Origin of the sequence: Vibrio variabilis, assembly GCF_003263785.1 — a bacterium.
GTDB lineage: Bacteria > Pseudomonadota > Gammaproteobacteria > Enterobacterales > Vibrionaceae > Vibrio > Vibrio variabilis.
Window position 1 is genome coordinate 1 of the sequence record NZ_JYJK01000055.1, and the last position, 25,950, is coordinate 25,950.

Annotated in this window: 15 protein-coding genes, 1 tRNA gene and 5 pseudogenes; 15 read left to right on the forward strand and 6 right to left on the reverse strand. The window is 45.0% G+C overall.

What is annotated here, in order from left to right:
* Positions 1-19: 19 nt before the first annotated feature.
* The 7 genes and pseudogenes from tolA to TZ48_RS07895 form a co-directional block, all read left to right on the forward strand.
* A pseudogene (gene tolA / locus TZ48_RS07865) lies at positions 20-739 on the forward strand (cell envelope integrity protein TolA); the annotation flags it as partial.
* 34 nt (positions 740-773) lie between these two features.
* A pseudogene (gene tolB / locus TZ48_RS07870) lies at positions 774-2,101 on the forward strand (Tol-Pal system beta propeller repeat protein TolB).
* Positions 2,102-2,132: 31 nt separating this feature from the next.
* On the forward strand, positions 2,133-2,660 hold the full coding sequence (gene pal, locus TZ48_RS07875; RefSeq protein ID WP_112478790.1) for a peptidoglycan-associated lipoprotein Pal: 528 nt from the start codon (positions 2,133-2,135) through the stop codon (positions 2,658-2,660).
* An 86-nt stretch (positions 2,661-2,746) separates the two neighbouring features.
* Positions 2,747-3,532, forward strand: a complete 786-nt coding sequence (gene ybgF / locus TZ48_RS07880; RefSeq protein WP_112478791.1) for a tol-pal system protein YbgF — start codon at positions 2,747-2,749, stop codon at positions 3,530-3,532.
* Between the two features lie 170 nt (positions 3,533-3,702).
* Positions 3,703-4,764: a quinolinate synthase NadA gene (nadA, locus tag TZ48_RS07885; RefSeq protein ID WP_112478792.1), complete on the forward strand. Its 1,062-nt coding sequence runs from the start codon at positions 3,703-3,705 to the stop codon at positions 4,762-4,764.
* A 133-nt stretch (positions 4,765-4,897) separates the two neighbouring features.
* Positions 4,898-5,887, forward strand: coding sequence for a potassium channel family protein (locus TZ48_RS07890; protein ID WP_420822924.1), 990 nt, complete (start codon positions 4,898-4,900; stop codon positions 5,885-5,887).
* Positions 5,888-6,065: 178 nt separating this feature from the next.
* The gene (locus TZ48_RS07895; protein WP_162674519.1) at positions 6,066-7,412 is read left to right on the forward strand and encodes a BamA/TamA family outer membrane protein; all 1,347 of its coding nucleotides are present in this window, start codon (positions 6,066-6,068) and stop codon (positions 7,410-7,412) included.
* A 67-nt stretch (positions 7,413-7,479) separates the two neighbouring features.
* On the opposite strand, the gene TZ48_RS07900 is transcribed toward TZ48_RS07895, so the two are convergent.
* Entirely contained in the window at positions 7,480-8,049 is a 570-nt protein-coding gene (locus TZ48_RS07900) for a UPF0149 family protein (RefSeq protein WP_112460508.1), read from the reverse strand.
* Positions 8,050-8,193: 144 nt separating this feature from the next.
* Here TZ48_RS07900 and TZ48_RS07905 point away from each other — a divergent pair.
* The 8 genes and pseudogenes from TZ48_RS07905 (at position 8,194) to TZ48_RS07950 (ending at position 21,803) form a co-directional block, all read left to right on the forward strand.
* Positions 8,194-10,421: pseudogene (locus TZ48_RS07905) on the forward strand (hybrid sensor histidine kinase/response regulator).
* Between the two features lie 396 nt (positions 10,422-10,817).
* Complete coding sequence (locus TZ48_RS07910) at positions 10,818-11,267, forward strand: L-alanine exporter AlaE (protein WP_112478795.1); 450 nt, start codon at positions 10,818-10,820, stop codon at positions 11,265-11,267.
* 145 nt (positions 11,268-11,412) lie between these two features.
* Positions 11,413-11,500 (forward strand) — tRNA-Ser (locus tag TZ48_RS07915).
* A 489-nt stretch (positions 11,501-11,989) separates the two neighbouring features.
* Positions 11,990-13,437, forward strand: a pseudogene (gene dptF, locus TZ48_RS07920) (DNA phosphorothioation-dependent restriction protein DptF).
* Position 13,438: 1 nt separating this feature from the next.
* The gene (gene dptG, locus TZ48_RS07925) at positions 13,439-14,779 is read left to right on the forward strand and encodes a DNA phosphorothioation-dependent restriction protein DptG (protein WP_112478796.1); all 1,341 of its coding nucleotides are present in this window, start codon (positions 13,439-13,441) and stop codon (positions 14,777-14,779) included.
* Positions 14,760-19,832 carry a DNA phosphorothioation-dependent restriction protein DptH gene (dptH, locus tag TZ48_RS07930; RefSeq protein WP_112478797.1) on the forward strand — a complete coding sequence of 1,691 codons (5,073 nt, stop codon included), beginning with the start codon at positions 14,760-14,762 and terminating at the stop codon, positions 19,830-19,832. The genes dptG and dptH overlap by 20 nt, the downstream gene beginning before the upstream one ends.
* A 799-nt stretch (positions 19,833-20,631) precedes the next feature.
* Positions 20,632-20,982 (forward strand): DGQHR domain-containing protein, encoded by a 351-nt coding sequence (locus TZ48_RS25785; RefSeq protein WP_112478800.1) that lies wholly within the window; start codon positions 20,632-20,634, stop codon positions 20,980-20,982.
* Positions 20,958-21,803, forward strand: coding sequence for a DGQHR domain-containing protein (locus TZ48_RS07950; protein WP_112478801.1), 846 nt, complete (start codon positions 20,958-20,960; stop codon positions 21,801-21,803). The genes TZ48_RS25785 and TZ48_RS07950 overlap by 25 nt, the downstream gene beginning before the upstream one ends.
* A gap of 64 nt (positions 21,804-21,867) precedes the next feature.
* Here TZ48_RS07950 and TZ48_RS07955 read toward each other — a convergent pair whose 3' ends face one another.
* The 5 genes and pseudogenes from TZ48_RS07955 to TZ48_RS07970 all read right to left on the reverse strand — a co-directional run.
* Entirely contained in the window at positions 21,868-22,908 is a 1,041-nt protein-coding gene (locus TZ48_RS07955; RefSeq protein WP_112478802.1) for an IS481 family transposase, read from the reverse strand.
* 155 nt (positions 22,909-23,063) lie between these two features.
* Positions 23,064-23,411, reverse strand: a complete 348-nt coding sequence (gene dndE / locus TZ48_RS07960) for a DNA sulfur modification protein DndE (RefSeq protein ID WP_112478803.1) — start codon at positions 23,409-23,411, stop codon at positions 23,064-23,066.
* Positions 23,411-25,135, reverse strand: coding sequence for a DNA sulfur modification protein DndD (gene dndD / locus TZ48_RS07965; RefSeq protein WP_239670747.1), 1,725 nt, complete (start codon positions 25,133-25,135; stop codon positions 23,411-23,413). Before dndD ends, dndE begins: the two co-directional genes overlap by 1 nt.
* Positions 25,114-25,419, reverse strand: a complete 306-nt coding sequence (locus TZ48_RS24860; protein WP_239670745.1) for an AAA family ATPase — start codon at positions 25,417-25,419, stop codon at positions 25,114-25,116. The genes dndD and TZ48_RS24860 overlap by 22 nt, the downstream gene beginning before the upstream one ends.
* Before the next feature lie 6 nt (positions 25,420-25,425).
* A pseudogene (locus tag TZ48_RS07970) lies at positions 25,426-25,950 on the reverse strand (DNA phosphorothioation system sulfurtransferase DndC); the annotation flags it as partial.

The window sequence follows — 25,950 nt, forward strand, 5'->3', positions numbered from 1 at the left end:
AGCGCATTCGTAAAGCTGAAAAGAGCAGCAAGCGAAAGATGCTCAAAGCCGCTCGCGAAGCCGAAAAGCGTCGCAAGATCGAAAAAGAGCGTGCCGAAAAAGCCGAGGCTGAGCGTAAAGCGAAAGAAGAAGCGATTCGTATCGCAGAGAAAAAACGCATTGCAGAAGAAGCGGCGATTGCCAAAGCTGAACAAGAGCGCCTTGAAAAAGAGCGTGCAGTGAAAGAAGCGCAAGAAAAAGCCCAGCGTGAACGCGAGGCCGCAGAGCGTGCCGAGCAAGAACGCATCGCCAAGGAAAAAGCCGCGGCGGAAGCGGCTGAAAAAGCACGAATAGAAAAAGAACGTCTTGAGCAAATTGAGCGTGAGCGAAAAGAGCAAGAGGCAGCGCTGAACGATATTTTTTCAGGACTAGAAAGTGAAGCCGCGAGTAACTCTGCGGCTCGTTCCAGTCAGGTGGATATTGAACTGGCCAAAATGGGTGAGATCTACAAGCAGCTTATCCAGCAGCATATTCTCACCGACTCCAGCTTTCGCGGTAAAGAGTGCCGTGTAAATCTGCAACTGATCCCCGCGGCAGCGGCGCGATTGCAGGAACCGTAAAAGTCTTAGAGGGGGACGCTCGCTTGTGTAATGCCACTAAAAGTGCCATCACACAAGTGGGGTCGTTTCCCTTATCCGAATTTCCTGAAGTTAATGCTCAGCTAAAGAACATTAACTTGACATATAAGCCACAGTTATAAGGAAACACCTGTGATTAAGCGAATATTACTAGGAATGGCAATGGTCATGAGTTTTGCAACTCAAACTGCCAACGCCGCATTAGAACTTGTTATCACCGATGGTATCGACTCAGCAAGACCGATTGCCATTGTGCCTTTCAAATGGGAAGGCGAGGGCAAATTGCCACATGATGTCTCTGCAGTGATTGCCTCTGATTTGCAGCGCAGTGGTAAGTTTAGCCCGGTTGCAACCAGCAAGATGCCGCAAACGCCTTACGACGCATCAGCAATTAACTTTGAAGCGTGGACAAGCCTTGGCGTTGATTCGCTGCTAACGGGCACTATCGTTAAAAATGCCGAAGGGAACTACGAAGTGAGCTATCAGCTCGTAGACGTCGTTCGTGGCCAGCTTACCGGTGGTCAGTCGAAAGCACTGAGTGAAGATGGCCAATTGGTACTGTCTAACGACCATATCCTATTTAAGAAGAAAGCGACGGTTCCAGGCCAGCGTCTTCGTGAATATGCACACCGTATTTCTGATCTCGTTTATGAAGAGCTAACGGGCGAGCGCGGTGCATTCTTGACTCGGATTGCGTACGTGGTGGTTAACGATAAAGATGCGTACCCATACCAAATGCGCATTGCAGACTACGACGGTTACAACGAGAAAATGGTACTTCGCTCGAAGCAGCCATTGATGTCACCAGCTTGGTCGCCAGATGGTAAGCAGCTCGCTTACGTGAGCTTCCAAAATGGACAAGCAGAAATCTTCATCATGAATATCTACACAGGTAAGCGTGAGAAGGTAACGTCATTTCCTCGTCACAATGGTGCGCCAAGATTCTCTCCAGATGGGAAGTCTCTCGCAATCACCTTGTCGAAGACTGGGCAACTGCATGTATATAGCTAAATCTGGAAACCAGAAAACTGCGTCAAATTACTCGTGGCCGATCAAATAATACAGAACCGTTCTGGAAACCAGACGGTAATTCCCTTATTTTTACTTCGGATAGGGGTGGTAACCCTCAGATTTATGAAGTAAATTTGTCTGATGGCAAAACCAAGCGTATCACGTGGCAGGGTAGCCAAAACCTCGGTGGGCAGATCACCCCTGATGGTCGTTACCTCGTAATGGTGAATCGTTCCAACTCTGGATTCAATCTTGCAAAACAAGATCTAGAAACCGGATCGGTACAGATCCTCACCAAAACACTGCTCGATGAATCACCAAGCATCGCACCAAATGGTGGCATGGTGATATACAGTTCCATCTATAACAAAACTAACGTCCTTTCGATGGTATCTATTGATGGGCGATTTAAAGCTAGATTACCGGCTACAAATGGGCGCGTAAGAGCCCCGGCATGGTCACCGTTTTTATAGCAATTAAATTTTTTAGGTTAAGGAAATAACAATGCAATTAAACAAAGTTTTTAAGGGGTTGCTAATCGCACTGCCAGTTCTTGCAATGACGGCGTGTAGCTCAAGCGACGACGCTGCGTCATCAACAGGTGCAGAGACAAACAACCAAACGCAACAAGAAACAACGACTGTTGCGACACCAATTGATGAGAATGCACAGCTAACAGAGCAAGAGCTAAAAGAAAAAGCACTTCGTGAAAACCAAACGATTTACTTTGCATTCGATAACTCGACTATCGCGGGTGACTACGAAGACATGCTTGCAGCACACGCAGCATACCTAAGCAAAGATGCGTCACTACAAGTGACTATCGAAGGTCACGCAGATGAGCGCGGTACGCCTGAGTACAACATCGCACTAGGCGAGCGTCGTGCACAAGCGGTGGCTAAGTACATCCAAGCACTTGGCGTACAAGCTGACCAAATCTCTATCGTTAGTTACGGTGAAGAGAAACCACTAGTACTAGGTCAATCTGAAGACGTGTACGCGAAAAACCGTCGCGCAGTTCTAGTTTACTAATCCAATCTGCCCAAGATTGAACATGTTGCAGCGTTCGCGCTGCAACATTGTCGTTTTAGGGCTCGGCCATTAAGGATCCTACCTTTATGACAAGTAACATTAAGCGCGCTGTTACGCTTACGTTACTAGCCGGAATGGCAAGCTCAGCGCTTGCTGCGAAAGCACCGGTTACCGACTTGAGCGCAACATCTTCTTCGGCAACTGCTGCCTCCATTACTGCAGCATCTGCTGCTAACGAAACCGACGTTCAGCGCCTAGAGCGCCTATTGCAAAACCGCAATCGAGTGCAACTGCAAATGCAGCAGCAACTGGATGAGATGGCACAAGAAATCGCCACACTGCGCGGTCAGCTAGAACGCAATACTTACGACATGGAGCAAATGCTTCAGCGTCAACGTGAACTGTTTATTGAAATCGACAAGCTTCGCTCACAAAAAAGTGCAGCGGCAGTCGCGGTGCCTGTCGCCACAGACAAGGCGCAGCCAGAAGGCAAGTTCACCACCAATGTGGATGAGCAAACCGCTTATCAAAATGCGGTCGACTTGATCTTGAAAAAGCGCGACTACACAGGCGCGATTGAAGCCTTCAAACAGTTCCAGACGGACTTCCCAGAATCGACCTTTATGCCAAACAGCCATTATTGGCTAGGGCAGCTGTACTTTGCTAAGCGTCAAGACGCAGAAGCAGAAAAGAGCTTTAAGGCAGTACTCGGTTTTGCAAAATCCAACAAACGAGCGGACGCTCTAGTGAAATTGGGTGACATTGCCAAACGCGGCAACAAAGCAGACGAAGCTAAGAAATATTACGAGCAAGTGATCAGCGAATACCCAGGCAGTTCTTCTGCCAAGGTTGCTCAGTCTAATTTGCAGTAAAGTGATTTGGGGATTAAGTGAGCCGCTTAATTCCCAAACTATCTCCTCCACAGCCTGTTCAGGCCACTTTCTATTCAACTTTGGTCGATTCCTGCCCTAGTGCCTTTGTTCTATCAATAATATCCGTGTACAATGCTCGGACTATTTGGAAGTAGCATAGAGCAACCGCTATGAGCCACATCTTAGACTCAATTGATACGGTATATCCGTTTCCCCCTAAGCCTGTTCCGTTATCTGATGACGAGAAGCAGCAGTACATCGCAAGCATCAAATCGCTATTAAAACAAAAAGACGCGGTTCTGATTGCACACTATTACACCGATCCAGAGATCCAAGCTCTTGCAGAAGAGACCGGTGGATTTGTGGGTGACTCGCTAGAAATGGCGAAATTTGGTAACCGTCACGACGCATCAACGTTGATCATTGCTGGTGTTCGCTTCATGGGCGAGTCCGCGAAGATCCTAACGCCAGAAAAACGCATCCTAATGCCAACACTGGAAGCAGAGTGCTCACTTGACCTTGGCTGTCCAGCCGATAAGTTCTCTGAATTCTGTGACGCGCACCCAGACCACACAGTGGTGGTTTACGCCAACACATCGGCTGCTGTTAAGGCACGTGCTGATTGGGTGGTGACTTCTAGTATCGCGCTGGAAATTGTTGAGCACCTTGATGCTGAAGACAAGCCAATTATTTGGGGTCCAGACCGTCACCTAGGTTCTTACATAGCCAACCAAACTGGCGCTGACATGCTTCTATGGCAAGGTGAGTGTATCGTTCATGACGAGTTTTCATCAAAAGCTCTGAAAGACATGAAGTCAGTCTACCCAGATGCAGCAATCTTGGTACACCCAGAATCGCCAGCAAGTGTTGTTGACCTAGCGGACGCCGTTGGCTCAACGAGCCAACTTATCAAAGCGGCGAAAGAGCGACCGAATAAGCAGCTTATCGTGGCCACTGACAAAGGCATCTTCTTTAAGATGCAGCAGCTCGTGCCAGAAAAAGAGCTCATCGAAGCACCAACGGCAGGTAACGGCGCGACGTGTCGCAGCTGTGCACACTGTCCTTGGATGGCAATGAACGGTCTAAAAGCGATTGAGAAAGCACTACGTGATGGTGGTGAAGAGCACGAGATCTTTGTTGATGAAGCGCTTCGCGTGAAATCACTGATCCCGCTAAACCGCATGCTTGATTTTGCTGAACAGCTACAAATTAAAGTGAAAGGCAACGCGTAACTCGCTGATTCATTCACATTAATAACTAAAAACCAGTCTTCGGACTGGTTTTTTCGTATATGCTTATTACAAAACGTTCACAAGGAATCACGTGGTTATTTGGATCCAGCTTCGCAAGTGGTTACACAGCCATTTGTTTGAACTCAAATTTCGAACTTTGATGACGGCGCTACTGCTCTATTTGGTTGTGTCTTGGGGGCTGTTGTCTCTGAGTGGTGAAACAGAGCTCACAAAGCCTATTTCACAGTTTCTTTATTTTATTGTCGTGACGGCATCGACCGTGGGTTACGGCGATCTCTCGCCAACCACAGAGGCCGGTCGATGGGTCGCAATATTATTTGTTATCCCTGGTGGGCTAATGTTGTTTGCCGCGCTGCTTGGCCGAATAGCAGCGTTAGGTTTGGAGTCTTGGCGCGCAGGTCAGTTGGGAAAAAGGAAGGTAAGAGTGGATAACCATATTTTGATGTTAGGCTGGAATGGTCAGCGTACGATTCACCTTATTCGAATGCTACAGCATGAAGAGACGGGCAGAAGACCGATTGTGCTCTGTAGCCGTTCTGATATAGAAAACCCGCTGCCTGGGGAAATTTCGTTTGTTAAAGTCAACAGCTATACCGATGGTCGCGAGATGGAAAAGACCAATATCGAGTCCGCCAGCTGCATTCTTATCGACAATCCAGAAGACGACATCACCTTATCTGCCGCGCTTTACTGTGCCAACCGCAATCCTAAGGCGCATCTATTGGTCTATTTTAAAGATGAAGCGCTGAGCGACCTACTTCACCAACACTGCCCGAACTCTGAGTGTATTCCCGCTGTGGGCGCCGAAATGCTTGCCAAAGCCGCAGTCGACCCAGGCTCAAGTGCGCTTCATCAAGAGCTTCTTAGTTCAACTCGTGGGATGACCCAATATTCTGTTCAGTACCCAAAATCCGCTAAAGCGACCAACGTCAATGCGCTGTTCCAATGGATGAAAGCGGAATACCAAGCCACGCTGATCGCAGTCGATGTGGGGCAGGGTATAGTCCTTAATCCTCAGCTCGATCTGGAGATTGAGTCCGGTACTAAACTGTTTTATATCGCCGATGAGCGGATTGATTCTTTCCAGTGGGAGTCGATATAGCCCGCCAATACAGGCTTTGTTTGCAGGCTTCTTCTTACGACAACATTACGTAATCGATACCATACAAAACATTTATTGATACGAGTATTCATACTGTATATTATGCGCGCGTTTTATGAATTTAGTGAATGAACGTTCATTCACCAAATTCATTCTGTTGATTAAGGTGTCCTTGTCCATGCGCGTTCGTTTGTTGTCGGTTTCTTTGGTTGCTGCACTTGTGTCCAGCTCGGCGGCTTATGCGGCTAACCTAGAAGCTTCCAATGCTCCTCACTCCCTGCCAACCTCTAAAGAGGACATGGTGTTCGAGAGCGACATCGATAAAGCCAATGCACGAGTCGATGAGTACCAAAATGCCATCGACGACCTCAAGTCCCAAGACCATGGGGATGACCAAGCGAAACAAGATGCCAACAGCAAGGCCGTGAGCGATTTGAAGTACGCTAAAAAGTACTATCAAGAAATCAATGGCCTACCTATGTTTAGCTTTCTTGGAGGGCCTGCTTATACCCCTGAACAAGGACTATTGGTTGCCTTAGGCGGGTTGTACTCGTTCAAGACTGATCGCGCGCAAAGTGCGCTGCAGCGCTCGAGTTTATCGGCGTTCTTGATTGGTAACTATGGTGATTCCGAAGTGGGCTATGGCCTAAGTGGCCATCATGAGCTGTATTGGAACAACAACGATGTTCAGTTCAAGGGCAACTTTAATCTTGGCTCTCAGAGCAAGCACTATTGGGGGATTGGTTATGACGCAGCGAACGACTTTGAGTTCGGTGAGGTAACAAAATACTCCGCTATCGAGAACAACTACAAAGGCAACCTCATCTATCGCTTAACCGGCAAATGGTTCGCAGGGCCTGCTGTAAAACTGAATTACTACAGCCCAACTTCAGAGCCCGAAGCGGCCTTTATGGATGAGAACTTTAACACCTTTAAAGACAAGCCATTTACCTGGGGTTTAGGCGCGAGTCTGCAATACGATAGCCGTGACGTGGCCGTGAACCCATGGAGTGGTTCGTTGTTTCGCAGTGAAGTGCTGCTATACAGTGAGGCACTAGGTAGTCAGGCGGAATATCAAAAACTTGATATGGAGTATCGTACTTTCCATAGCGTGGCGGAAGGCAAAGTGATCGCGCTGCTTGCTCAATATCAGCAAGCGTTCGGTGAGGTGCCGTATTATGACATGCCAGAAATCGGTGGTGCGAGTTCCATGCGCGGTTACTACCAAGGGCAATATCGCGACAAAGTTACCGCTGAGGTGACTGCTGAGTATCGCCATACGTTTCGTCGTGACTCTGGCGTACTATCAAACCATGGTATGACAGCGTGGGCAGGTGTTGGCTCTGTAGGCAACTCAATGGACGATTTGACTGGGCATGCCATTGTCTCCTATGGGGTAGGGTATCGTTATGAACTGCAGCCGAGAATGAATATCAGACTCGATCTCGGCATGGGTCGCCACGGCTCAGCTTCTACTTCAACTTTACTGAAGCTTTCTAATATAAAAACGCCCTCACTATCGTGAGGGCGTTTTGATTATCAATACTGTTGGCTAACGATAGCTGGTCAACCAAAGATTGATGGTCTGCTACTTACTGGTTCTCTGCTAAAACAGCGCCTTTTTGCGTGATGCCACATAGCATCACTGGCATAGCGGCATAGATTTCATTGAACTGCTCTAGACCTTCAATACCTTGTGCTTGCAGCGTCGCAATCGAAGTTTCAGGATCGTACAGCATGCTTAGTGAAAGCAGTACGCCGCCAAGTAGGGCGTTATCTTCACTGTTCTCAGGCATCAATGTTTCCCAGTCATCGCGAGCCAGCTGCCAGCCTTGTAGCACGCCTTCACAGAAGTCTTTGGTTTCTTGAGTAACGATCTCTTCTTCATCCAAACCGCAACCTTCTGGCCATTGCCATTCGCCATCTAACAGCGCAGGACGATATTGATTCCAAAGCGTAATCACTGCTTGAGCGTAGTCTTCTAGTTGCTCGCCTGAGGTAAACGGCGCAACTTCTTCACCGCCCCACAAAAACGGTAGCCATTCTTCTGGTGGCAAGGTGTGTGGAGCCGATGCCATAGAAGTGACGAAGCCTTGAGTTTGCGCGTTATTGAGTAGTTTTCCTTCTAGCTCAGGAAGGGAAAGTATGTCTTTTAGTTCCAAAATGCTTTACCGTTAGGGCTGAATTATGAATATCTTGAGTATAGTAACAAGCTAGGCTTCAATTACCTATAGCTATACTGAAGTAACGAGACATCTCAATAAGATGCAGTTCATGCACACGAAGAAAGGAAGTCTTCTCCCGCTATGGTTCTACAAAAATCGGTTATCAAAGAGTCGCTAAAAAAGAAAAGCATTATTGCACTCGCCGTGTACCTGGCCGTGTTTATCGCCATCTTCGGCAGTATTACCTATTGGGTAGTGGAATCGCCCGTTCGTGCCAAGCTAGAACAAAACCTTGATATTCGAAGTGAATTCCTTGCCGCAGAGATTTCTGAGCCGCTACACAGCTCCCTTGGTGTATTAAAAAGTATTGCGGCCATGGGAGAGACCATTAGTGATCGCCAATCACTGGACAGAGCCCTGCGCCAAGTCTTTAAGCTGAACGACGGTATTGCAGTGAGTGGTGGTATCTGGCCCGAACCGTATTCCATTGACCCCAATGTTAAGCTCTCTAGCTTGTTCTACAACCGCACCAGCACAGGTGAGGTCGATAAAATCGACTTGTGGAATAACCCTCAAACTGCGGGGTACCATATAGAGCCTTGGTATACCTCGGTAAAAGATAAACCAAGTAATACCATCAGTTGGTCTGAGGTTTATGTTGACCCATACACTCACGTTCAAATGATCACCGCCTCCGCGCCTTATTATTTTGACGGTATCTTCGCTGGTGTTGCTACGGTCGATTTGTCGCTAGAAAATCTGATTGGTTTTGTAAAAAGCAAAGCGAGAGAGCACGATCTCGGAGTGATCGTTCGAGATGCCAATCAGCAAGTCATTACCGAGCACAACTTTAGGGTTGAGCGCGACATCTACATTAGCCAGCTCAGTTTTGGTGAGTTTAATTGGAGTCTGGAAGTCGTTAACGCCAGAAGGCTGGTGGCCGATGAAGTAGCGGACATCGTAAAGAGTGTCGAGTTAGGTATCGTCCCGGTTATGCTGCTGTGTTTGATGTTTGGCTACTACCTCATCAACCAATACCTCATCAAGCCGATTGCGATCATTGCTAAAGAGGTGGATGAATCACGCCATGGCGGCAGCATCGATATTAACTACCGAAGCCCAGACGAGATCCGCTACCTAATTGACAGTTTTAACCAAAAAACGATTTACCTAGACCAAGAGCGCATGAAGGCGCAAGCCTCCACCAAAGCCAAAACCGCGTTCCTCGCAACGCTTTCACATGAGATCCGCACCCCAATGAATGGCGTACTGGGCACCGCGCAGATATTGCTTAAAACCGATCTATCGGTAGAGCAGAGAAAGCACCTGAAAACGCTGTATGATTCTGGCGATCATATGATGTCGCTACTCAATGAGATCCTCGATTACTCCAAAATTGAGCAAGGCCATATTGAGCTTGATAGCCATCCGTTCCCACTCAATTCCATTATTGGCAGTATGCACAGTGTCTATCACACCTTGTGTAACGAAAAGGGCCTGAAGTTCAGCGTATATTCCGATATTGAGGACGAGCGCTGGTACCAAGCGACAAAGCACGCCTGCGCCAGATACTGTTTAACTTGCTAAATAACGCTGTGAAGTTTACCTCACAGGGCAACATTGAGGTGTACCTATCAGAAAAAGTTGGAGTGGAGAAAAACACCTTAACTATTCGGGTGAAAGATACGGGGATCGGCATTGCTCCAGAAGCCCAAGCACGCATCTTTAAACCTTTTGAACAGGCCGAGTCGAGCACCACTCGCCGTTTTGGCGGTACAGGGCTAGGGCTTGCTATTGTGAAAGAAATTGCGCTTGTGATGGGCGGAGACATCAAACTCACCAGCCAAGAAGGCATCGGCTCTGAGTTTGAAGTCACGGTGAGGCTCGCCAGTTGTAAACCAAAACCGCTGGATGTTCACATAGAGCGTAACCTTGACTACCGTGGCCTAAAAGCACTGATTGTTGAAGACAATCGCACCAACACCATCATTATAGAAACCTTTATGAAGCGTAAAGGCTTCATTACCTATTCCGTGGTCAATGGTGAAGAAGCGTTAAAAGCCGTGGCAACCCAAAGCTACGACTTGATCTTAATGGATAACCACATGCCTGTGATGGATGGCGTGGAAGCCATTGCCGGCATTCGCAATATGCCAGGCAAAGAAAAAGATACCCTCATCTTCGGCTGCACCGCTGATGTATTCAAAGAGACCCGCGAGCGCATGATGGGAGCCGGCGCAGACTTTATAGTCGGCAAGCCGATTGATGAACGCATTCTCGACGATGCGCTTTATCAGTTCGCCAATAAACTATTCCAGTTCAGCGGCCGCAAAGGCAGCAATGTCACTTCTCTAGGCGTTTCCAAATAAAGCGCTTCCAAATAGCCTCCCTAATCGGTCGCCCATTTGGCGACCGGATTACGAAAAGTAGACCTCTCAACCTAATCAACTCACCAAGTAGTAATAGTGATCGGTAAACCGTTCACATATCACGCTTCATACTGTCATTAACCTACAAAAATAGAACGCTAACTCCCTGATGAAAGGGGCTTTAGGGTTGTGTTTGTAATTAAACTACAACAAATAGCGAGTTCGACTACTTTTAACGCCAAAATTGGTGATAAATTTACCTTTAGATTTAAAATACGGTAGGTAAATCTACTAAAATGGTGTTCTAATAGCGCCGTTATCTGGATGATGGTAAATATCCAGTCAGATGAGTCGATATTCGATTTTATGTTAGTTTATTGTCCTGTGAGATTGTAAGTGAAACCGAAAGCTCCTTTCTGTATTCGTAACGCGGCCGCTGATACCTTTGCTATGGTCGTGTTCTGTTTTGTGTCTGGTATGTTGATTGAAGTGCTTGTCTCTGGCATGACCTTCGAACAGTCATTGGCATCACGTTTGTTGTCGATCCCTGTTAACATCGCCATCGCATGGCCATATGGTGTGTTCCGTGACTGGGCACTGCGCCAGGGCGCGAAAGTATCGCCTTCTGGCTCTATGAAAGCGTTCTCGGATTTGGTCGCGTACGTCGCGTTCCAATCACCTGTCTACGCCGCAATTTTGTTTACGGTTGGTGCATCAACAGACCAAATCATTACCGCAGTATCAAGTAATGCGATTGTGTCTTGCGGAATGGGAGTCCTATACGGCTACTTCCTAGACCTATGCCGCCGCTGGTTCCGAGTACCGGGCTACTACCAAAGCGTATGATTTGCCGATCATTTGATCGAATTAATCACAAAGTAAGCAAACAATTAAAAAAGCGCACCTTTTTTCCCTTTTAGGGTTGACCAAGCGGGGCGGAATCATTAAATTACCACCCCGTTAGCCAAGAGCGCTAACCAAATCAAAATACGGTGAGTTGTCCGAGTGGCTGAAGGAGCACGCCTGGAAAGTGTGTATACGGCAACGTATCGAGAGTTCGAATCTCTCACTCACCGCCAAATTCTTGAAAAAAGACGTCTTAGGACGTCTTTTTTTGTGCCTAAATTCTAACGTAATTGCATTTCTTAAATTAGCCCGATTGGTTAATACACTCCCTAATTTAAACATTGACGTGCCGCACACTCAAAACAAATAATGTGCACGTTAACTCATACTTTAATAGAACTGATCTTTGCACTATATGAAAACAAAGTATGATGATTAAGTTTCGCATAGGTTAATGGTGGCGAATATATAATCACTCGTACTGTTATTTTGTGACCCGAACTATTAGGCAGCAATGTACTTTGTTAGGCTCTAGCTTTAATCAATTAGCTGGTAATTTGTCGAAAGTGGAATAGAAATTGAAATTTATCCAAGCACTCAGCATATTGTCCAAATCTTCACCGTACGCAGTAAGCACGGAACGCAGTACCGAAGATGTATTGGCAACGTACAAAGAACACATATACATCGAAACGGACATCGAGACAGATTTTTACAAGGCACTGACCAGTGCTAGAGCAAGGGACATTGTATTTCTATGTGGTAGTAGTGGTGATGGTAAATCGGAGATATTGACCCGATACAGCCAAAAGCACAAAGCAACCCATGATTTTCACCTTGATGCTACGCATAGCTTCGATCCTTCTCAGACTGCGATCCAAGCCTTGGATGAGCGTTTTACCGATTTCAAAGGCAATACCAAACCACTAATCGTTGGTATTAACATTGGTATGCTGGGCAACTATGCGGAAGAGGGAAGTGTTGAAAATAATGACATTAAACGCTCTATCTCTGCGTTTCTGGAGAATCGCAAACAAGACATTGCGAGTAATCATACGTTCTTGGACTTTGAGCAGTATCCTAAGTTTACGCTTGACCATGAAGGGTCGACATCAGACTTTGCGGCTAAGTTTCTCGCTCGACTAACAGAAGCCGACCTAAATAACCCATTTTTTGCGTCTTACCAAAATGACGTGCAGCACAATGGTCACACGACTCTGACGGCAAACTTCGCACTGCTCTCTTTGCCTTCTGTCCAAAAGAACATCATCTCTTTGCTGCTCAAAGCAAGGTTAATCAAAGATCAGTTCTTGACTGCTCGTGCGCTACTGGATTTTGTATTTCAAATCTTGGCTATGGATGGTTACCTATTCGATAACCTCTTCTCTGGTGCCGACAATGAACTGCTTGAACATATTCAAGCGTTCGACCCGAGCAATATACACACAAGACAAGTAGACGAATTTGTCCTTCAGTTTGGCCTAGGTATTGAAGAACAAGGCTTCACCGAAGTAAAAGACAAAGTGAAGAGCATTGGTGTGTATGACGTTGACTCTGCGATGTCATACCTGCGACTGGTTTATCTGCTAAAAGATGAACAAGAGTACAGCAACGATTACACTGAAAGTCTCAAAGCTGACTTTGAAAACTCCTTAGTTAATCATTACGCCGAAGTGTGGCTTCTTCATAGAGATTTTGATGGTTCAGCAGGCCAAAGAAAACTACTAAACAAGTTTTATCGTGACACCCTGATTTCAGCGATCCACCGTTACCGGAACCGTAACTCACCAACTCTCGATAAAGATGCGTATTTTATCTCCGAGTACAATGGATTTAAGACTGCTGTAGAGCTAGAAGTGAAGCCAAATTTTGACGGACTGTTAAAAATTGGAACCGCAAAAATTGGTGTATTTGATGCCTACATTCAAGTTGATGGCAAAGAGTTATCACCAATGCCGATAAGTATCAACCTGCTAGAGCTACTAGAAAAAATCAATCAGGTTACAGACCAAATAAGCACGACAAAAATGCGGTACTACTACTTGATGAAGTCTTAGAACAATTTATAGCTGTAGCTAACGAAAAAGACACTCTCTTCATCCTCAAAAAGGACAAGCGATACAAGATCGTAAATGAAGACAACGAGTACTTTGAAGTGAGTGGTATGTAAGATGACGACAGATAAATTCGCAACACCGTTTAACCCAAACTTGCCGCAAACAGCAGAGCAGGTACCAAACAAAAACAGCCTTAACAGTTACATCCCAATTAGAACTAAAGGTAATGAGTTTGAGTGGGAAGCCGTTATCGGCCTTGTACTACGTGGGCTTCTTCGTAAAAAAATCGAGAACTATAGCTACGACCAATTTGTGGAAGACTGCAGGGAAGCCTTCCAAGAAAAGCTTGGTGAGGAAGAGTTTTGGGATGTGCTAAAAGCGATGTACTTTGATAACAGAGACATCTTCTCCGTGAGCCCAGAGCTGCTTTTGTTCCGAGCTCAGAAAGATCAATACAAACAAAGTGACCTTAGAATTGCCACTATGTTCAGTAACCTTTTGTATGGTCTCCGCGTTGATGAGTTTGATGCTAAATTGAACTTTATTGAACAACAAATGCTAGTGACGCTACGCGAACAGATGAAGAGCGACAGCTCTATGGTAGCCAAAGAGCAACCTTATCTGCCGTATCTATCTACTGCTTTTAGCAAAGACTTCAAGTTTCTGGCATCTCGTCCCAAGTATCTGCTAAGCGAGATAAACCAGTTTTTGTCGTTCTATGCGTTCACCTATACAGCACAACTGAGTTTAGCGATTACCGACTGGCGCTCAGGAGACGCGCCAAAACCTAAACCGCTCTATTTCATCATGGATCACGAGCGTGCCAGTAATGAACGTAGCCACATTAAAAATCATGGCTACAAGCTGTTCAATGAGTCAGCTCGTCGATTGTTCCCAATGCTCACGATGCTCGAGATGCTTCAGCCTGAAGCGGGAAAAAAAGAGGCTCAGAAGATCCCACTATGGCAGATAGCAAAGCTAATCGAAAACTCCAATCATGAGTACTTAGTGCCACAACTTGAGAACTTCGCTAAAGCATTCCGTTCTCAAAGGAAACTCGATACCGCATTGCTAGAAAGTGACGATGCAATAGATTGGATTGCAAACATAATGAAGCTTGCAATGGCGCAGTTTGCAAAGGGTGAACGCTTTAATATTAACAAGCGCTATGTGGTGGAAATTGAAAAAGCCTTAGCGCCCCATTTTATTCAAAGTCGTGGCCGCTCTGGTCGAGTACTGGTACTCAATCAGAATTTCATCATTCTGTTGACGAACTTAGTCGTTGGAGAAAAGGACAAACTCCGTTTCCACGAGTTGATCACCGAGTTTAAATTGCGTGGTGTATCCGTGGACAAGCAAACAGAGCAAGAACTAATTAAATTCTATGAGCGCATTGGTAACGTAGAGCGCATGAGTGATAGTGGAGACGCAGTATATGTCCGTAAAACCATTTGAGACCTTTCTAGTCGAACAGTTTCTAGCAGACGCAGAAACACACATCGAGGCAGGTTTCCGCTATCAGTTTAAATCTCCTGATGGTGACAACAGCCAACGCCTTTATGAAGCAATGCTTAAACATAAGCAAGGTGAGATTGATGCTTCAAACGGCGTGTCTCTGCCGTTTCTACAAACAGGCAAGTGTAAAGTTGTACCCGTTATCCATAGTGAGAACCCTGAAGAAGTTGAAGGATTCACCGAAAACTATATTTCCCACTTGAGAGATGAGGTGGCTGGTCAGTCTGGCTATCTAAAAGGGTGTGCTTTAGTTGTCATTCATAACAGCCTACTCGATACGTTGATTAACTCAGCAGAAGATCTCGCGCAGCCAGGTCAGGTATGGAGCCCTGCAAAAATCAAAGATGCCTTAAACGGCCTTATCGATGAGCAAGACAGTGCCAAAGATGTATCCCAGTGCTTATTGGATGACCAGTTTGATTCCATCCTAGAAGATGGTGCAACCATGTTCGGTTTTGAGTCACTATACAAAGCCGTAGAAGATGGTGATTTGCGCTTCAACGAACTGGGCATGTTTGAGGATCCACTGGTTGTTGAGATGAGCGGTAATCCTAAGCAGATCAAAAAGCGTTTAGAAGAAAACCGCGCTCTATATGAAGAGTTGTCCTTCGAAGTAGAACACTTCAACGATCAACTTCAAGATAGACTCAAATCTTTCGGTGAAAAGTTTATCGACAAGCACTTTGATGACAGTGAAGGTTGGAAGGATGTCGAGTTTGAAGCCTACCTTCAAGAGCGCAAGCGTAACTCGCAGCAGCAGCTTGCACTTGAGCAAGAAGTTGCGAGTGAAGGAATGCACATTACAGGCCGCAACCGCTCTGAGACCAAGGCAGGCTTGAGAGACCGTCATCTGATTATTGAGCTAGATGAAGGTGTGAATGACTTCGAGCTGAAATTGGTATTTCAAGGCGCAAGCAAACTAGAGAAAAGCCAGTTCAAAGTTCAACCAGCAAAAGCGCTAAACAAAGAAGAAGTCATTACGACACTCAACAGCTTTAAGACTTCGTCGGCGACACTAAAAGCAACGTATCGTCATGAACCGCTGTTCTTTAACTTGGCACTCAAGCGTGAAAACAAATCTGAAGTTCACAACTTCCGCTGTTTGGTAGTGCGCAAAGGCGAATTCCATATCGAGCCTTTCAAAAGCATATTCCTCGTAGAGCACAGCAAGAAGCGTTTGACCCTCAACACAGAAGAGAACAAGCTTGTTATCCGTGAAAACGACGGTGATGTAGCGACGCTGACCGATGCGAAACAAATCGTTGATTGTGTTGAGTATCAAACAGTTGATTTTGAAGCCCTAGCCAACGAAGCAGATGAAATCGACTTCGTAGTTAAGTCAGGCGAAAATTCTTTGACGTTTAATGTTGAAGGTGCAGTGGCGACGGACTCATTGAGCTTACCATTGCTGCTTAACCGTGATCGCTATTCCAAGCTGTTTAAAGACGAGTACAACGGTGAGTTCTACGCACAGAAAGGCAAGGTCGCACTCGATAACAGCGAGTTCACAGTACCAGGCGTAAGACTAAAGCTTCTTAAATGGGAGCAAGAGTTCGTAGCAGAAAAACTGATTGCTCTTAGTGACTCCAAGTCGCTTACTCTAGCTGATTTGGAAAAGATTGATTCAAACCTACATCAGAGTTACCAAGCACTCTTTAGCTACTTAGAAGAGCGACGTACTACACCATCACTGTGTTCGTGGGGTGAGGAATACGCAGCGATTGTAGAAGATATCGTAAGTGCTTATTTAACGTTCTTTGAGGCGATCCCAACGGGGACAATGCTGAGTAAAGAGCAAAAGCAAGCACTGCAAGTAGGCTTAGTTCAGCGTGAAGGCGAGGAGTACATCTCACCATTCCATCCGCTGGTATTGGCTTATTACTCAAGTCTTCGCAAAGCGATGACAGCAGACAACAGTTTTGCAGACTTGCCAGACGTTACATTTGAGCGCCTGTCACCAAAAGGACTGCTTCCTTACGTTTACCATCCAAAACATGAGTTCTCATACAACCAACAGGTAAGAGAAAACGCGTTCTGGATTAAGAGTGTACCGCAGGAAAAAAGCTCTCTAGCGTTTGTTCGCAAACTGGTCAAAGAGAAGATCGACGAGTTCCAAACAGCATTCAGTCAGCTGTTTGAAGGCTCAGAAAAAAGCATTATCGTAAACGCAGTAAACCAAGACAACGCAGAAGAGCTGTTCATGGGGCTGGTGGACTACATTCGTACGCACCAAGACAAAGCTGCATCCATTCACGTCAACCTGTACGACGATGAACTGACCTTCAACGCCTTTGACCGTTTTGCAGAAGCAGACGGTATGGTTGAGATCGCCGAATGGCTTGAGCTTAACAAAGGTAAAGTCCGTGAAGTCGCCGATACCATTATCGACATCCTGCGTACTCGCCTGACTTACAGCAAGTTCACCAACGACAAAGAGGGTGGGCAAGCCTATGCACACCTAACCTTCTTCAGAAACAACGACAAAGTCGATTGCACGACGGTTGCAATTGATGAAATGGCGTCTGGTGTCGCTTGCGATGGTCTACTTACTGGTGAAGCTTCTGAGAGCAAAGCTGGCTCTTACTTCACTGGCTTTGGACTGAAAGGCGCGACATATAGTGACCAACCGCACCTAAAAATGGCACGTTATGTGGGTTCACTTGTGCAGCCGGCATTGAAGCCTAACACTCAATATTTGGGTGCGAATGGTGTGGCTTTGGCCGTCAGTGAAGACTTTAAAGATCTACTAGAGCGCTCGTACGATAGCTCTATTTGGACAACGATCATTGACCCTAAAGTGACCCTAGACTTCTTCCACAGTAACGAAGATGTTGTGCTTATCCACTATTCGGATCAGTACACCAGCTCATCAAGCTATGATGCTATCACCGTGACGGCTCAGCGTGGCTTGTTCGAAAAAGTGGTGCAGCAAGGTGATGGTGGTCAGATCAACGAGTTCAACGCTTTCAACGGTGATTGGTTACTCAAAATGATGACGTGCCCAGCGACTATCAATAAAGAGCGCAAGGGTGTTATCGGTGCATATAAGTTTGTCACAAGCCTTGTTCACGATTCGGATATTACTTGGGTACCACTTTCAGTGGCGGAGATGATTCGTGTATCTGGAAACATCGGCCTTAAAATGTCTGACAGTGAGTTCTCTCGCAACGTGCAAGGCTACAAAAAAGGTGCGATTTCTGATGATGTGCTGCTTGTTGGTTTCAAAGACCAGCAAATGTATTTGCTGCCAGTCGAAGTAAAAACAGGCGCAGTACCAAACTACAACAAAGCAGTACAGCAGTCGAAAGAGCTCTTGCGTTACCTAAGTGAAGATCTACTGGGCAGCGACACCTTAGCAGGCAAACTTTATAGAAGCTTGTTCATGCGCCAAGTGTTGATGCAAGTCGACAAGTACCGTCTATACAGTGTCTTTGAAGAGAACTACTTCAATGACTTGCTCGACAGCAAAGAGCAATGGTTGGTCGGCGACTATGAGATGGCCAAAATTGCCAACTACCCAGATGGCTTTGTTGTAAGTCATCTTGAAAGCAGTACATGCTTTGGACCTGACTATCAATTAATGGACGGTATCCTAAGAGTCGATCTGCCAATGGATCTATTGCCTAGATTGGTGGCAAAACCGATGCTTGATGTGTTCAAGGATATCGGCACGTTCCAAGTACCTGAAAAGTACATCTTAGGCGGAGCAACTGAAGCTGAGGCTGTTGAGGCTCATCATCAGCAAGAGAGTATGATGGAAGTAAACGACGTTTCACCAGAAGTGATGCCAGCTGAGACAACACCTGAGCCAGAAGTTCAAGAAGAGTCCGAGTCTGTTAAAGAACCAGAGACGGTTGAGACCACTGCTTCAGGACACAACCTTAACGTACTCTTTGGACACAACGCGGTTACTCAAGCACCGTTAAACTGGGAGCCAACCAATACTGCCAAGTTTATGAATACCAATACAGGCATTATTGGCACTATGGGTACGGGTAAAACGCAGTTCACCAAGTCAGTGATTACTCAGCTGCATCGTAACCAAGCCGACAACGTGAATGGTGCGCCAATTGGTATTCTCATCTTCGACTACAAGTCTGACTACGTTGACGACAAGTTCCAAGACGCGACGAATGGTAAGAAGTTCAATCTTCACAAGCTGCCATATAATCCATTGAGCCTGTTTGGTGACACGCCAATGCTGCCAGTGCATACAGCGCGTGGCTTCTCAGAAACAATGGGCAAAGCGTTTAACCTTGGCCAGAAGCAACAGCTGCGACTTCGCAAACTGGTAGGAGAGGCGTATGAGCTTGCAGGCATCCGCAAGGCAGACCCAAGCACATGGAGCAAACCCGCCCCAACGATTGCAGACGTGTGGGCACTGTTCATCGAAACAGAGCCAGATGAAGATTCACTCTACGCTGCGTTAGAAAGTCTCTACGAACTGGAGATCTTCGAAGACGACAACAGTAAGTGCCTGAGCTTGTACGATCTGGTTGATGGCATTCGAGTAGTTGAGCTTGCAGGTTATCCTTCTGAGATTCAAAACCTAGTCGTCGCGCTAACTCTAGACCTTTTCTACTCGCAAATGCAGAAGAAAGGTAAACCAGAAGTACAAGGCGATTTCCGCCAGATCACTAAGATGATTCTGGTTGATGAGGCTGATAACTTCATGTCTCAAAACTTCCCAAGCCTTCGCAAGATCTTGAAGGAAGGTCGAGAGTATGGCGTAGGCGTCGTTCTGTCTACGCAGGATATTACCCACTTCCAAACTGGTGAGAATGACTATTCAAGCTATGTACTGACTTGGGTTATCCACCGTGTTGCCAAGATTAAGTCTCAAGAGCTTAAAGCGATGTTTGGTGTGAATGAGAAGGCAGAACAAGAGAAGCTAATGGAAACAATCAATAAGCTTGAGAAACATTATAGCTTGTACATTGATGGGGCTAAGAGGATTGTTAAGATGCGTGATAGGGCATTTTGGGAGCTATAGTTACGCTGGAGCTATCTAATACGTCTATATGGCGTATTAGATAGACTAAGTTATAGCATACATTTGAACTAATCCTTCATTTTCAGTTGGTGGAAGACTAGTCCTGTGTTAATCTCTTAACTTACTGTATTTAAAAGATTAAATATTGTCTGCCTGCATACAAGGAAAGTAGATGAATGTGTATTTAATATGTACTATCTTGCTAATTGCTATTTCACTAATAGTGTTCTTTTTGTGGAAGAAGGTTGTACCTAATAAAATAAAGATGATGTTAAGCTCTTGGTTCCAGAGCCTGAAACCCTCTGTTCAGTGCCATATACGAACCAGTATCCAGCTAGTAATTACATTGTTTTTTTCACTTCTGCCGGCGATATTAGAAGCTATGTCAGAGGGGTCACAAAGTATAAATTGGATTGATATACTGATCTCGGACTTACGCGAGGGTTCCGTTTTTGTATATACGCCAGCATTCTTAGCTCAGTTTTTTATACTCACTTTGACCCATGAGTTTACGAAAAGCGGGGAGATGAATATTGTGTATAAATTCATTCTACTCTTTAGTTTTTACTCCTGTTTTATGGGGCGATGACATTTGCTGGCTTTATTGACCGAGGAATATTCAATTTTGGTGATGAAACTCTAACGCTACCTACAACGGTCGACTGGTCAATAATAGCGACTACGTTGGTTTCATGGTACTACTGTACCTATAGAGTGACGTATATCCCTAAAGATCCCAAGAGGGCGTTTGTTGACCAGGAAGCAGAAGCTACGAAAAAATATGATGAGGTGACTAGAGATGCCTAAAATTAGCATAGATGCAATTAAAATTGAACAGCCCATCGGAGAGTTCTTCTACGGAAAAATGACTGCCCGGGATTTAATGGGGATCTCATATTCTGATGTTAGACGCTTAGAAAATGAAGAGCGAGGGGTAGAAAAATATTTAGGAATTCAGCGGCCTCTTAAAAAAGATAGAGTAAAAGATATTCATTCTTACATATCAACTATCGACGCTACATTTCCAAATTCGATCATTGTAGCGATTAACGAAGAACATATAGTTTGGGAGAATGGTAGGCTTGTCATTTCATACAGTAAGAGTGAGGTTGGCAACATTGCAAGATACTCGATGGTCAACATCGATTAGCTGGTTTTGACGAAAGTAATTACTCGTACCTCGATTTTGAAGGAAAAGAAAAGGAGTTTGAACTCTTAGTTACTATATTTGTCAAGGCTGACATGTCCGTTCAAGCGAAAATATTTTCGATGGTCAATCAAAATCAAACCAAAGTAAATAAAAGTTTGGTATATGACTTAGAGTCGTTAGCTGAGACTAGAAGCCCATGGAAAACAGGGCATAGTATTGCTGTGTATTTGAACAGCAATAAAAATTCACCTTTTTACCGAAGAATAAAGCGTCTAGGTGTTAAAACTTATACGAAAGAACCAGAACCTTTAACTCAGGCTGCATTCGTTGAGAATTTAGTCAAGTTGATCAGTCCAAATGCACAAGCAGATCGCAATATTATAATGGGTAAAGATAAGGGATTCTTAGGGTTTAGAACCAAGGACTTGCCAAATATGGACAAAGAAAGCCTCCATAAGTTTGTTTTTAGGAAGGCTTTTTCTGATGACAAGGATGAAGTTATCATGAAAGTAGTATTTAACTACTTTAAAGCTATTGAAAATGTTTGGCCACGTAGTTGGGATAAGGAGAGAAGTGATTCAGTCCTCAACAAAACGGTTGGATTGATTGCTATGTTTCGATTGTTAGGTTTTATACTTCAATCTAGCTTAAATAAGTCGGAATTAGACTTTGATTTTGAATTACCAGCTGATTTTTTTGAAGATAAGCTAAGTGCTTTAGAGGTTGATGAAGAATATTTTAGTAGTTTCGATGCTGTGTCTAAATCCAGTAGCCAAATATTTAAAGAGTTATCTAATAAATTGAGTCAGAAGCAGAAGTAAATAAAGTGTACTAATTCAGACCTGATATGACAGTTACCCACTTTTCGACTCGGTGCCTGTCAGATTATATCTGGGCTAGATTCTTTTCAGCCCAGATTGATTTCCCATCCTCTAATGTCTCTATTGGCGTTCGGCCGCAGCACATTTTTCCTTGATGAGTACGATGATTGTTGTAGTAGTCCATCCATTCGTCCAGATCTTTTTGTAACTCTTCGATCGAACCATACAGTTTCTTTCTGAACGTCACTTGGTAGAACTCGTTCAATATGGTTTTGTGGAAGCGTTCGCAGATACCGTTTGTTTGTGGCGACATGGCTTTGGTCTTAGTGTGGTCGATATCGTTGATCGCTAAGTAGAGCTGATAATCATGCTGCTCGACTCGACCGCAGTATTCAGTTCCTCGGTCAGTTAAGATTCTGAGCATTGGTAGCTCCTGAGCCTCGAAGAACGGTAGAACCTTATCATTCAACATATCAGCAGCGGTGATCGGTGTTTTGGTTGTGTAGAGCTTAGCGAAGGCGACCTTGCTATAGGTGTCAACGAAGGTTTGCTGGTAGATGCGCCCAACACCTTTCAAGTTGCCAACATAGAACGTATCTTGAGAGCCGAGATAACCTGGGTGCGCTGTTTCTATCTCACCACACGCCTCATCATCATGCTTTTTGCGCTCAAGGGCTGCGACTTGCTCCTCGGTTAATATGATGCCGTTCTCTGCGACCTGTTTCTCCAGAGCAACAAGGCGTTTTTTAAAGTTCTCTAGGTCATTGCGAAGCCAGATTGAGCGAACGCCACTAGGAGAGATAAACACACCAAGTTTACGCAGTTCATTGCTTGTTCTGACTTGACCATGTGCAGGGAAGTCGATGGCGTACTTGAGAACGGCTTGTTCAGTTTCACTATCGACTCGATTCTTCAGATTTGGTGTTCTACGGCTTTGATTAATCAGAGCATCGATACCACCAGTTTCAACTAACTCTTGATAACGATAGAAAGTGTCTCTTGATACGCCCATGACCTTGCAGGCTTTTGATACATTACCGAGTTCTTCTGCAAGATTGAGAAGGCCAGCTTTGTGTTTGATGATTGGGTTGCTAGTATGAAGCATGAGAGTTACCTCTTATTGTCTTTGATTACGGATTCAGCACCTTTAATCAAAGTGGGTAACTCTCTTCTTTTCAAATTGAAGTGTCAGATCTAGTCGGAACTAATACAAATAAAGGTGGTTTATGACCACCTTCATTGTAAGTTATCGGATTCCAGTTAAGCAGTCTGACTGAAATCTAATAGAGATTTATGATTTCTAAGTGACGCAATACCATCTTCAACATGTGCTGCCCAAGCTTGTTGATACTCTTTAGAATCAAGTTCTGGGTAGTACACCTTTAGCATCAACTCCGTCACATCACTAGCCTCACCAAGCCAAGTATACTTATCTAGCACAAGCGAGCCATCCAACTTAGCTTCTTGACCTTGATAACGAAAGTCACTTTCGATAGACCGAAAGAAGGCAATACGAGCAGACACGTTAGGTGTAATTCCAGTATACCCTTTGAGTTTCTTTAACTGTTCTTCAGTTGAACGAGTTAAGTTCATACGATTAGGTAGCATTACACAGCCTCCTTAACGGACTCACGCCAGAAATAACCTTCGATTAGCTTTGAAGATTTGGTCGCGCCATCAAAGTTAATTTCGTAAGTACGCGCAATATCATCTTCAATCAGGTTTACGTAGTTTTTATCGATCTCTGTGTCGGTAGAGAGAATCACAACCTGATGACTTGCGGTAGGGAAATAGTTCTCTACTAGCTTGTCTCTATGATGTGAATCCAGACGACCTAGTGGCGTATCGATAATAATCGGTAATTTGCGACCAGAGGTTTTACCCAGTGCTTCTAGTATTGAAATTGCGTAAATCTGCTTTTCACCAGCCGACATTGCTTTACGATTAATTTTAATCCCATGCTCGTCCATTAACTCAACATCAAAGGTATTAGCATTAATCGACGCAGTGAGCTGTAGGTCTTCCTTACGAGCGAGCTTTTTGTATGATTGGACAAACTCTTGTTCTAATTGAGTTACACGCGCTTTAGTCAATTGGTCTCCAAACTTGTCAAGAAGTAGTATAGCGTTTTGCGCGTTGCCGACACTTTGATCCTTGTTTGATGAGTCTTTGTGCTTGTCATGCAACTTCTGGATTTGGCGAGCTGTTTCAAGCGCTTGTCGAAGCTCTCTTTTCGCGTCTTCTAGAAGGTCATGATATTTGATAATTAGCTTCTCTTTAGCCTTATCTAATTCACGTACTTCGCTAAATAAACCCTGTACAAGCTCTTGCTCTGGCGCTCGAGCGATGTTGTCTGAGGCGTTATCAATTTCTTCTTCAACGACTTTCAGGCGTTTTCTGGCCTCATCAAAACGAGAAAAAGACTCAGGCGACTGAGTATTTACCTGAAAGTCGATGGTCGCTGCTTGTCTATCTGAGATGTCTAGTGATAGCTCCGCAGTACCCATTTCGCCGACATGAGCCTTAAAGCTATCAGAAATAGCATCTTGAGCCATTTCAGTATCAAAGCTTGGGTATTTTGTGCGTAATGTCTCTAGGAAAGCGTCGAGCTCATTTCCAAAGTTTTGCTTTTTCTTGATCTCTTGTTCACGCTGAATCTGCTTTAGCAGATTAGACATAGCTTTTGGAGCTAGAGAGAAAGGTAGGCTTGTTTCCATCTCCATTCGGATCTGTTTTTCGAGTTCTACTTTTTCTTTCAAAAGAGCATCGACTTTGGTTTGTGCTTCTTCACGAGTCTTGGCCCAGGCTCCACCATTTTGAGACAGTTTATTTTCTAAGTCTCTAATATCACCAGTTTTGAGCTCAATCTGAGCGTGGACAATATCCGCTTCACCACGAAGTTTTTCCGCATTGCGCTCATGTGAAATGCGTAGCTCATCAAGCTTGTCCATCTCTTCTTTCAGAGACTGGTTGAGTGCTGAAGAGCCTTGCTTCTTCAAAAAGATATTAAGGTCGCTTTTCAGCTTACCAATCACATCTAATCCTAACAGTCGGCGTACGGCAGTTTTCAATACGCTACCGGATTCATCTTCCGCTAGGTCGGCGATCTTCTCACCATCAAAGAAAAAGAGATCGGCGATACCTGTTGGGATTAGCTCATTTAAGAAGCCTTGGCATTGGTCGTAGCTAAGCTCTGGGATCTGAACACCATCTTTTTCTAGGAGCAAGCTGTCTTTTTTGCCGCGCTTCCAGCCACGAATCACTTTGTATGTTGATTCCTCGCCGTTTTGACTGTATTTGAACTCAAGTTCTACTGAAGCTTCGTCACGAATACCACCAGGGCCAGAGCCTTGTGAATGAGCTCACTTAGCGCGTCTACATACTCGCCATTTGATAGTAACTGGCTAAAAGACTGACGACCAAACAGTGCTAATCGAACTGCTGTTAGAATGGAGGTTTTACCCGCGCCATTAAGACCGCCGAAAAGGATTATAGGGCGTTCGGTGCCTTCAATAGGGCCGCTTTTACTCAGCCTAGCAGGCGCTGGGCGCAGATCTATTTCGTGTACACCACGAAATACTCGGAAGTTGTTGAGTGTAAGTTTTGTAATTAGCATCGCTTGTTAGAACTCTTTTTGCAGCTGTTTGTCGATGTCAGCAAGCTGCTGATTGTATCGCTCGATTTCTTGTTGGTGGACATCGAACTCAGCTTTGCTTTGCAATGCAGAGTGTTTCTGTTTGATGTCTTCTAGCTCCCCCAATCCTGCTTCAATAGTGAAGCAATTTTGTTGGTGATGCCGCTTCGGCGGCTCAAACCTTCCATTGAGATTTCTAGCTCTATTAGCTTTTTAATCATCTCTGGTTCAACGTCAAAATCTTGGCATAGTTCTGAGATGAGCTGTGCATCATCTTTACCAAAGCTGGCGTTGTCGTCGTATACCCAATCAAGATCGAAGCCGTATACTTCTCTGAAGATTGTTGGTAATGAGTCATCCCAATCCGGTTCGTTTGGATCATGAATCCACTCTTGGCGAATCGCGTGCAATTCTGGCTGAGTAATTAGCTCGATTTCTCGACCTTCTGACTTAAACTTCTTATCTAGTTCAAGTAGCTCACGAAGCCATTGTCTACGGTATTTCAACCAGTAA

What these genes read in the sequence shown, in the direction of transcription:
- pal (WP_112478790.1), top strand. Translation starts at nt 2,133, where the DNA reads ATGCAATTAAACAAAGTTTTTAAGGGGTTGCTAATCGCACTGCCAGTT.
- ybgF (WP_112478791.1), top strand. Translation starts at nt 2,747, where the DNA reads ATGACAAGTAACATTAAGCGCGCTGTTACGCTTACGTTACTAGCCGGA.
- nadA (WP_112478792.1), top strand. Translation starts at nt 3,703, where the DNA reads ATGAGCCACATCTTAGACTCAATTGATACGGTATATCCGTTTCCCCCT.
- TZ48_RS07895 (WP_162674519.1), top strand. Translation starts at nt 6,066, where the DNA reads ATGCGCGTTCGTTTGTTGTCGGTTTCTTTGGTTGCTGCACTTGTGTCC.
- dptG (WP_112478796.1), top strand. Translation starts at nt 13,439, where the DNA reads ATGACGACAGATAAATTCGCAACACCGTTTAACCCAAACTTGCCGCAA.
- dptH (WP_112478797.1), top strand. Translation starts at nt 14,760, where the DNA reads ATGTCCGTAAAACCATTTGAGACCTTTCTAGTCGAACAGTTTCTAGCA.
- TZ48_RS25785 (WP_112478800.1), top strand. Translation starts at nt 20,632, where the DNA reads ATGCCTAAAATTAGCATAGATGCAATTAAAATTGAACAGCCCATCGGA.
- TZ48_RS07955 (WP_112478802.1), bottom strand. Translation starts at nt 22,908, where the DNA reads ATGCTTCATACTAGCAACCCAATCATCAAACACAAAGCTGGCCTTCTC.
- dndE (WP_112478803.1), bottom strand. Translation starts at nt 23,411, where the DNA reads ATGCTACCTAATCGTATGAACTTAACTCGTTCAACTGAAGAACAGTTA.
- TZ48_RS24860 (WP_239670745.1), bottom strand. Translation starts at nt 25,419, where the DNA reads ATGCTAATTACAAAACTTACACTCAACAACTTCCGAGTATTTCGTGGT.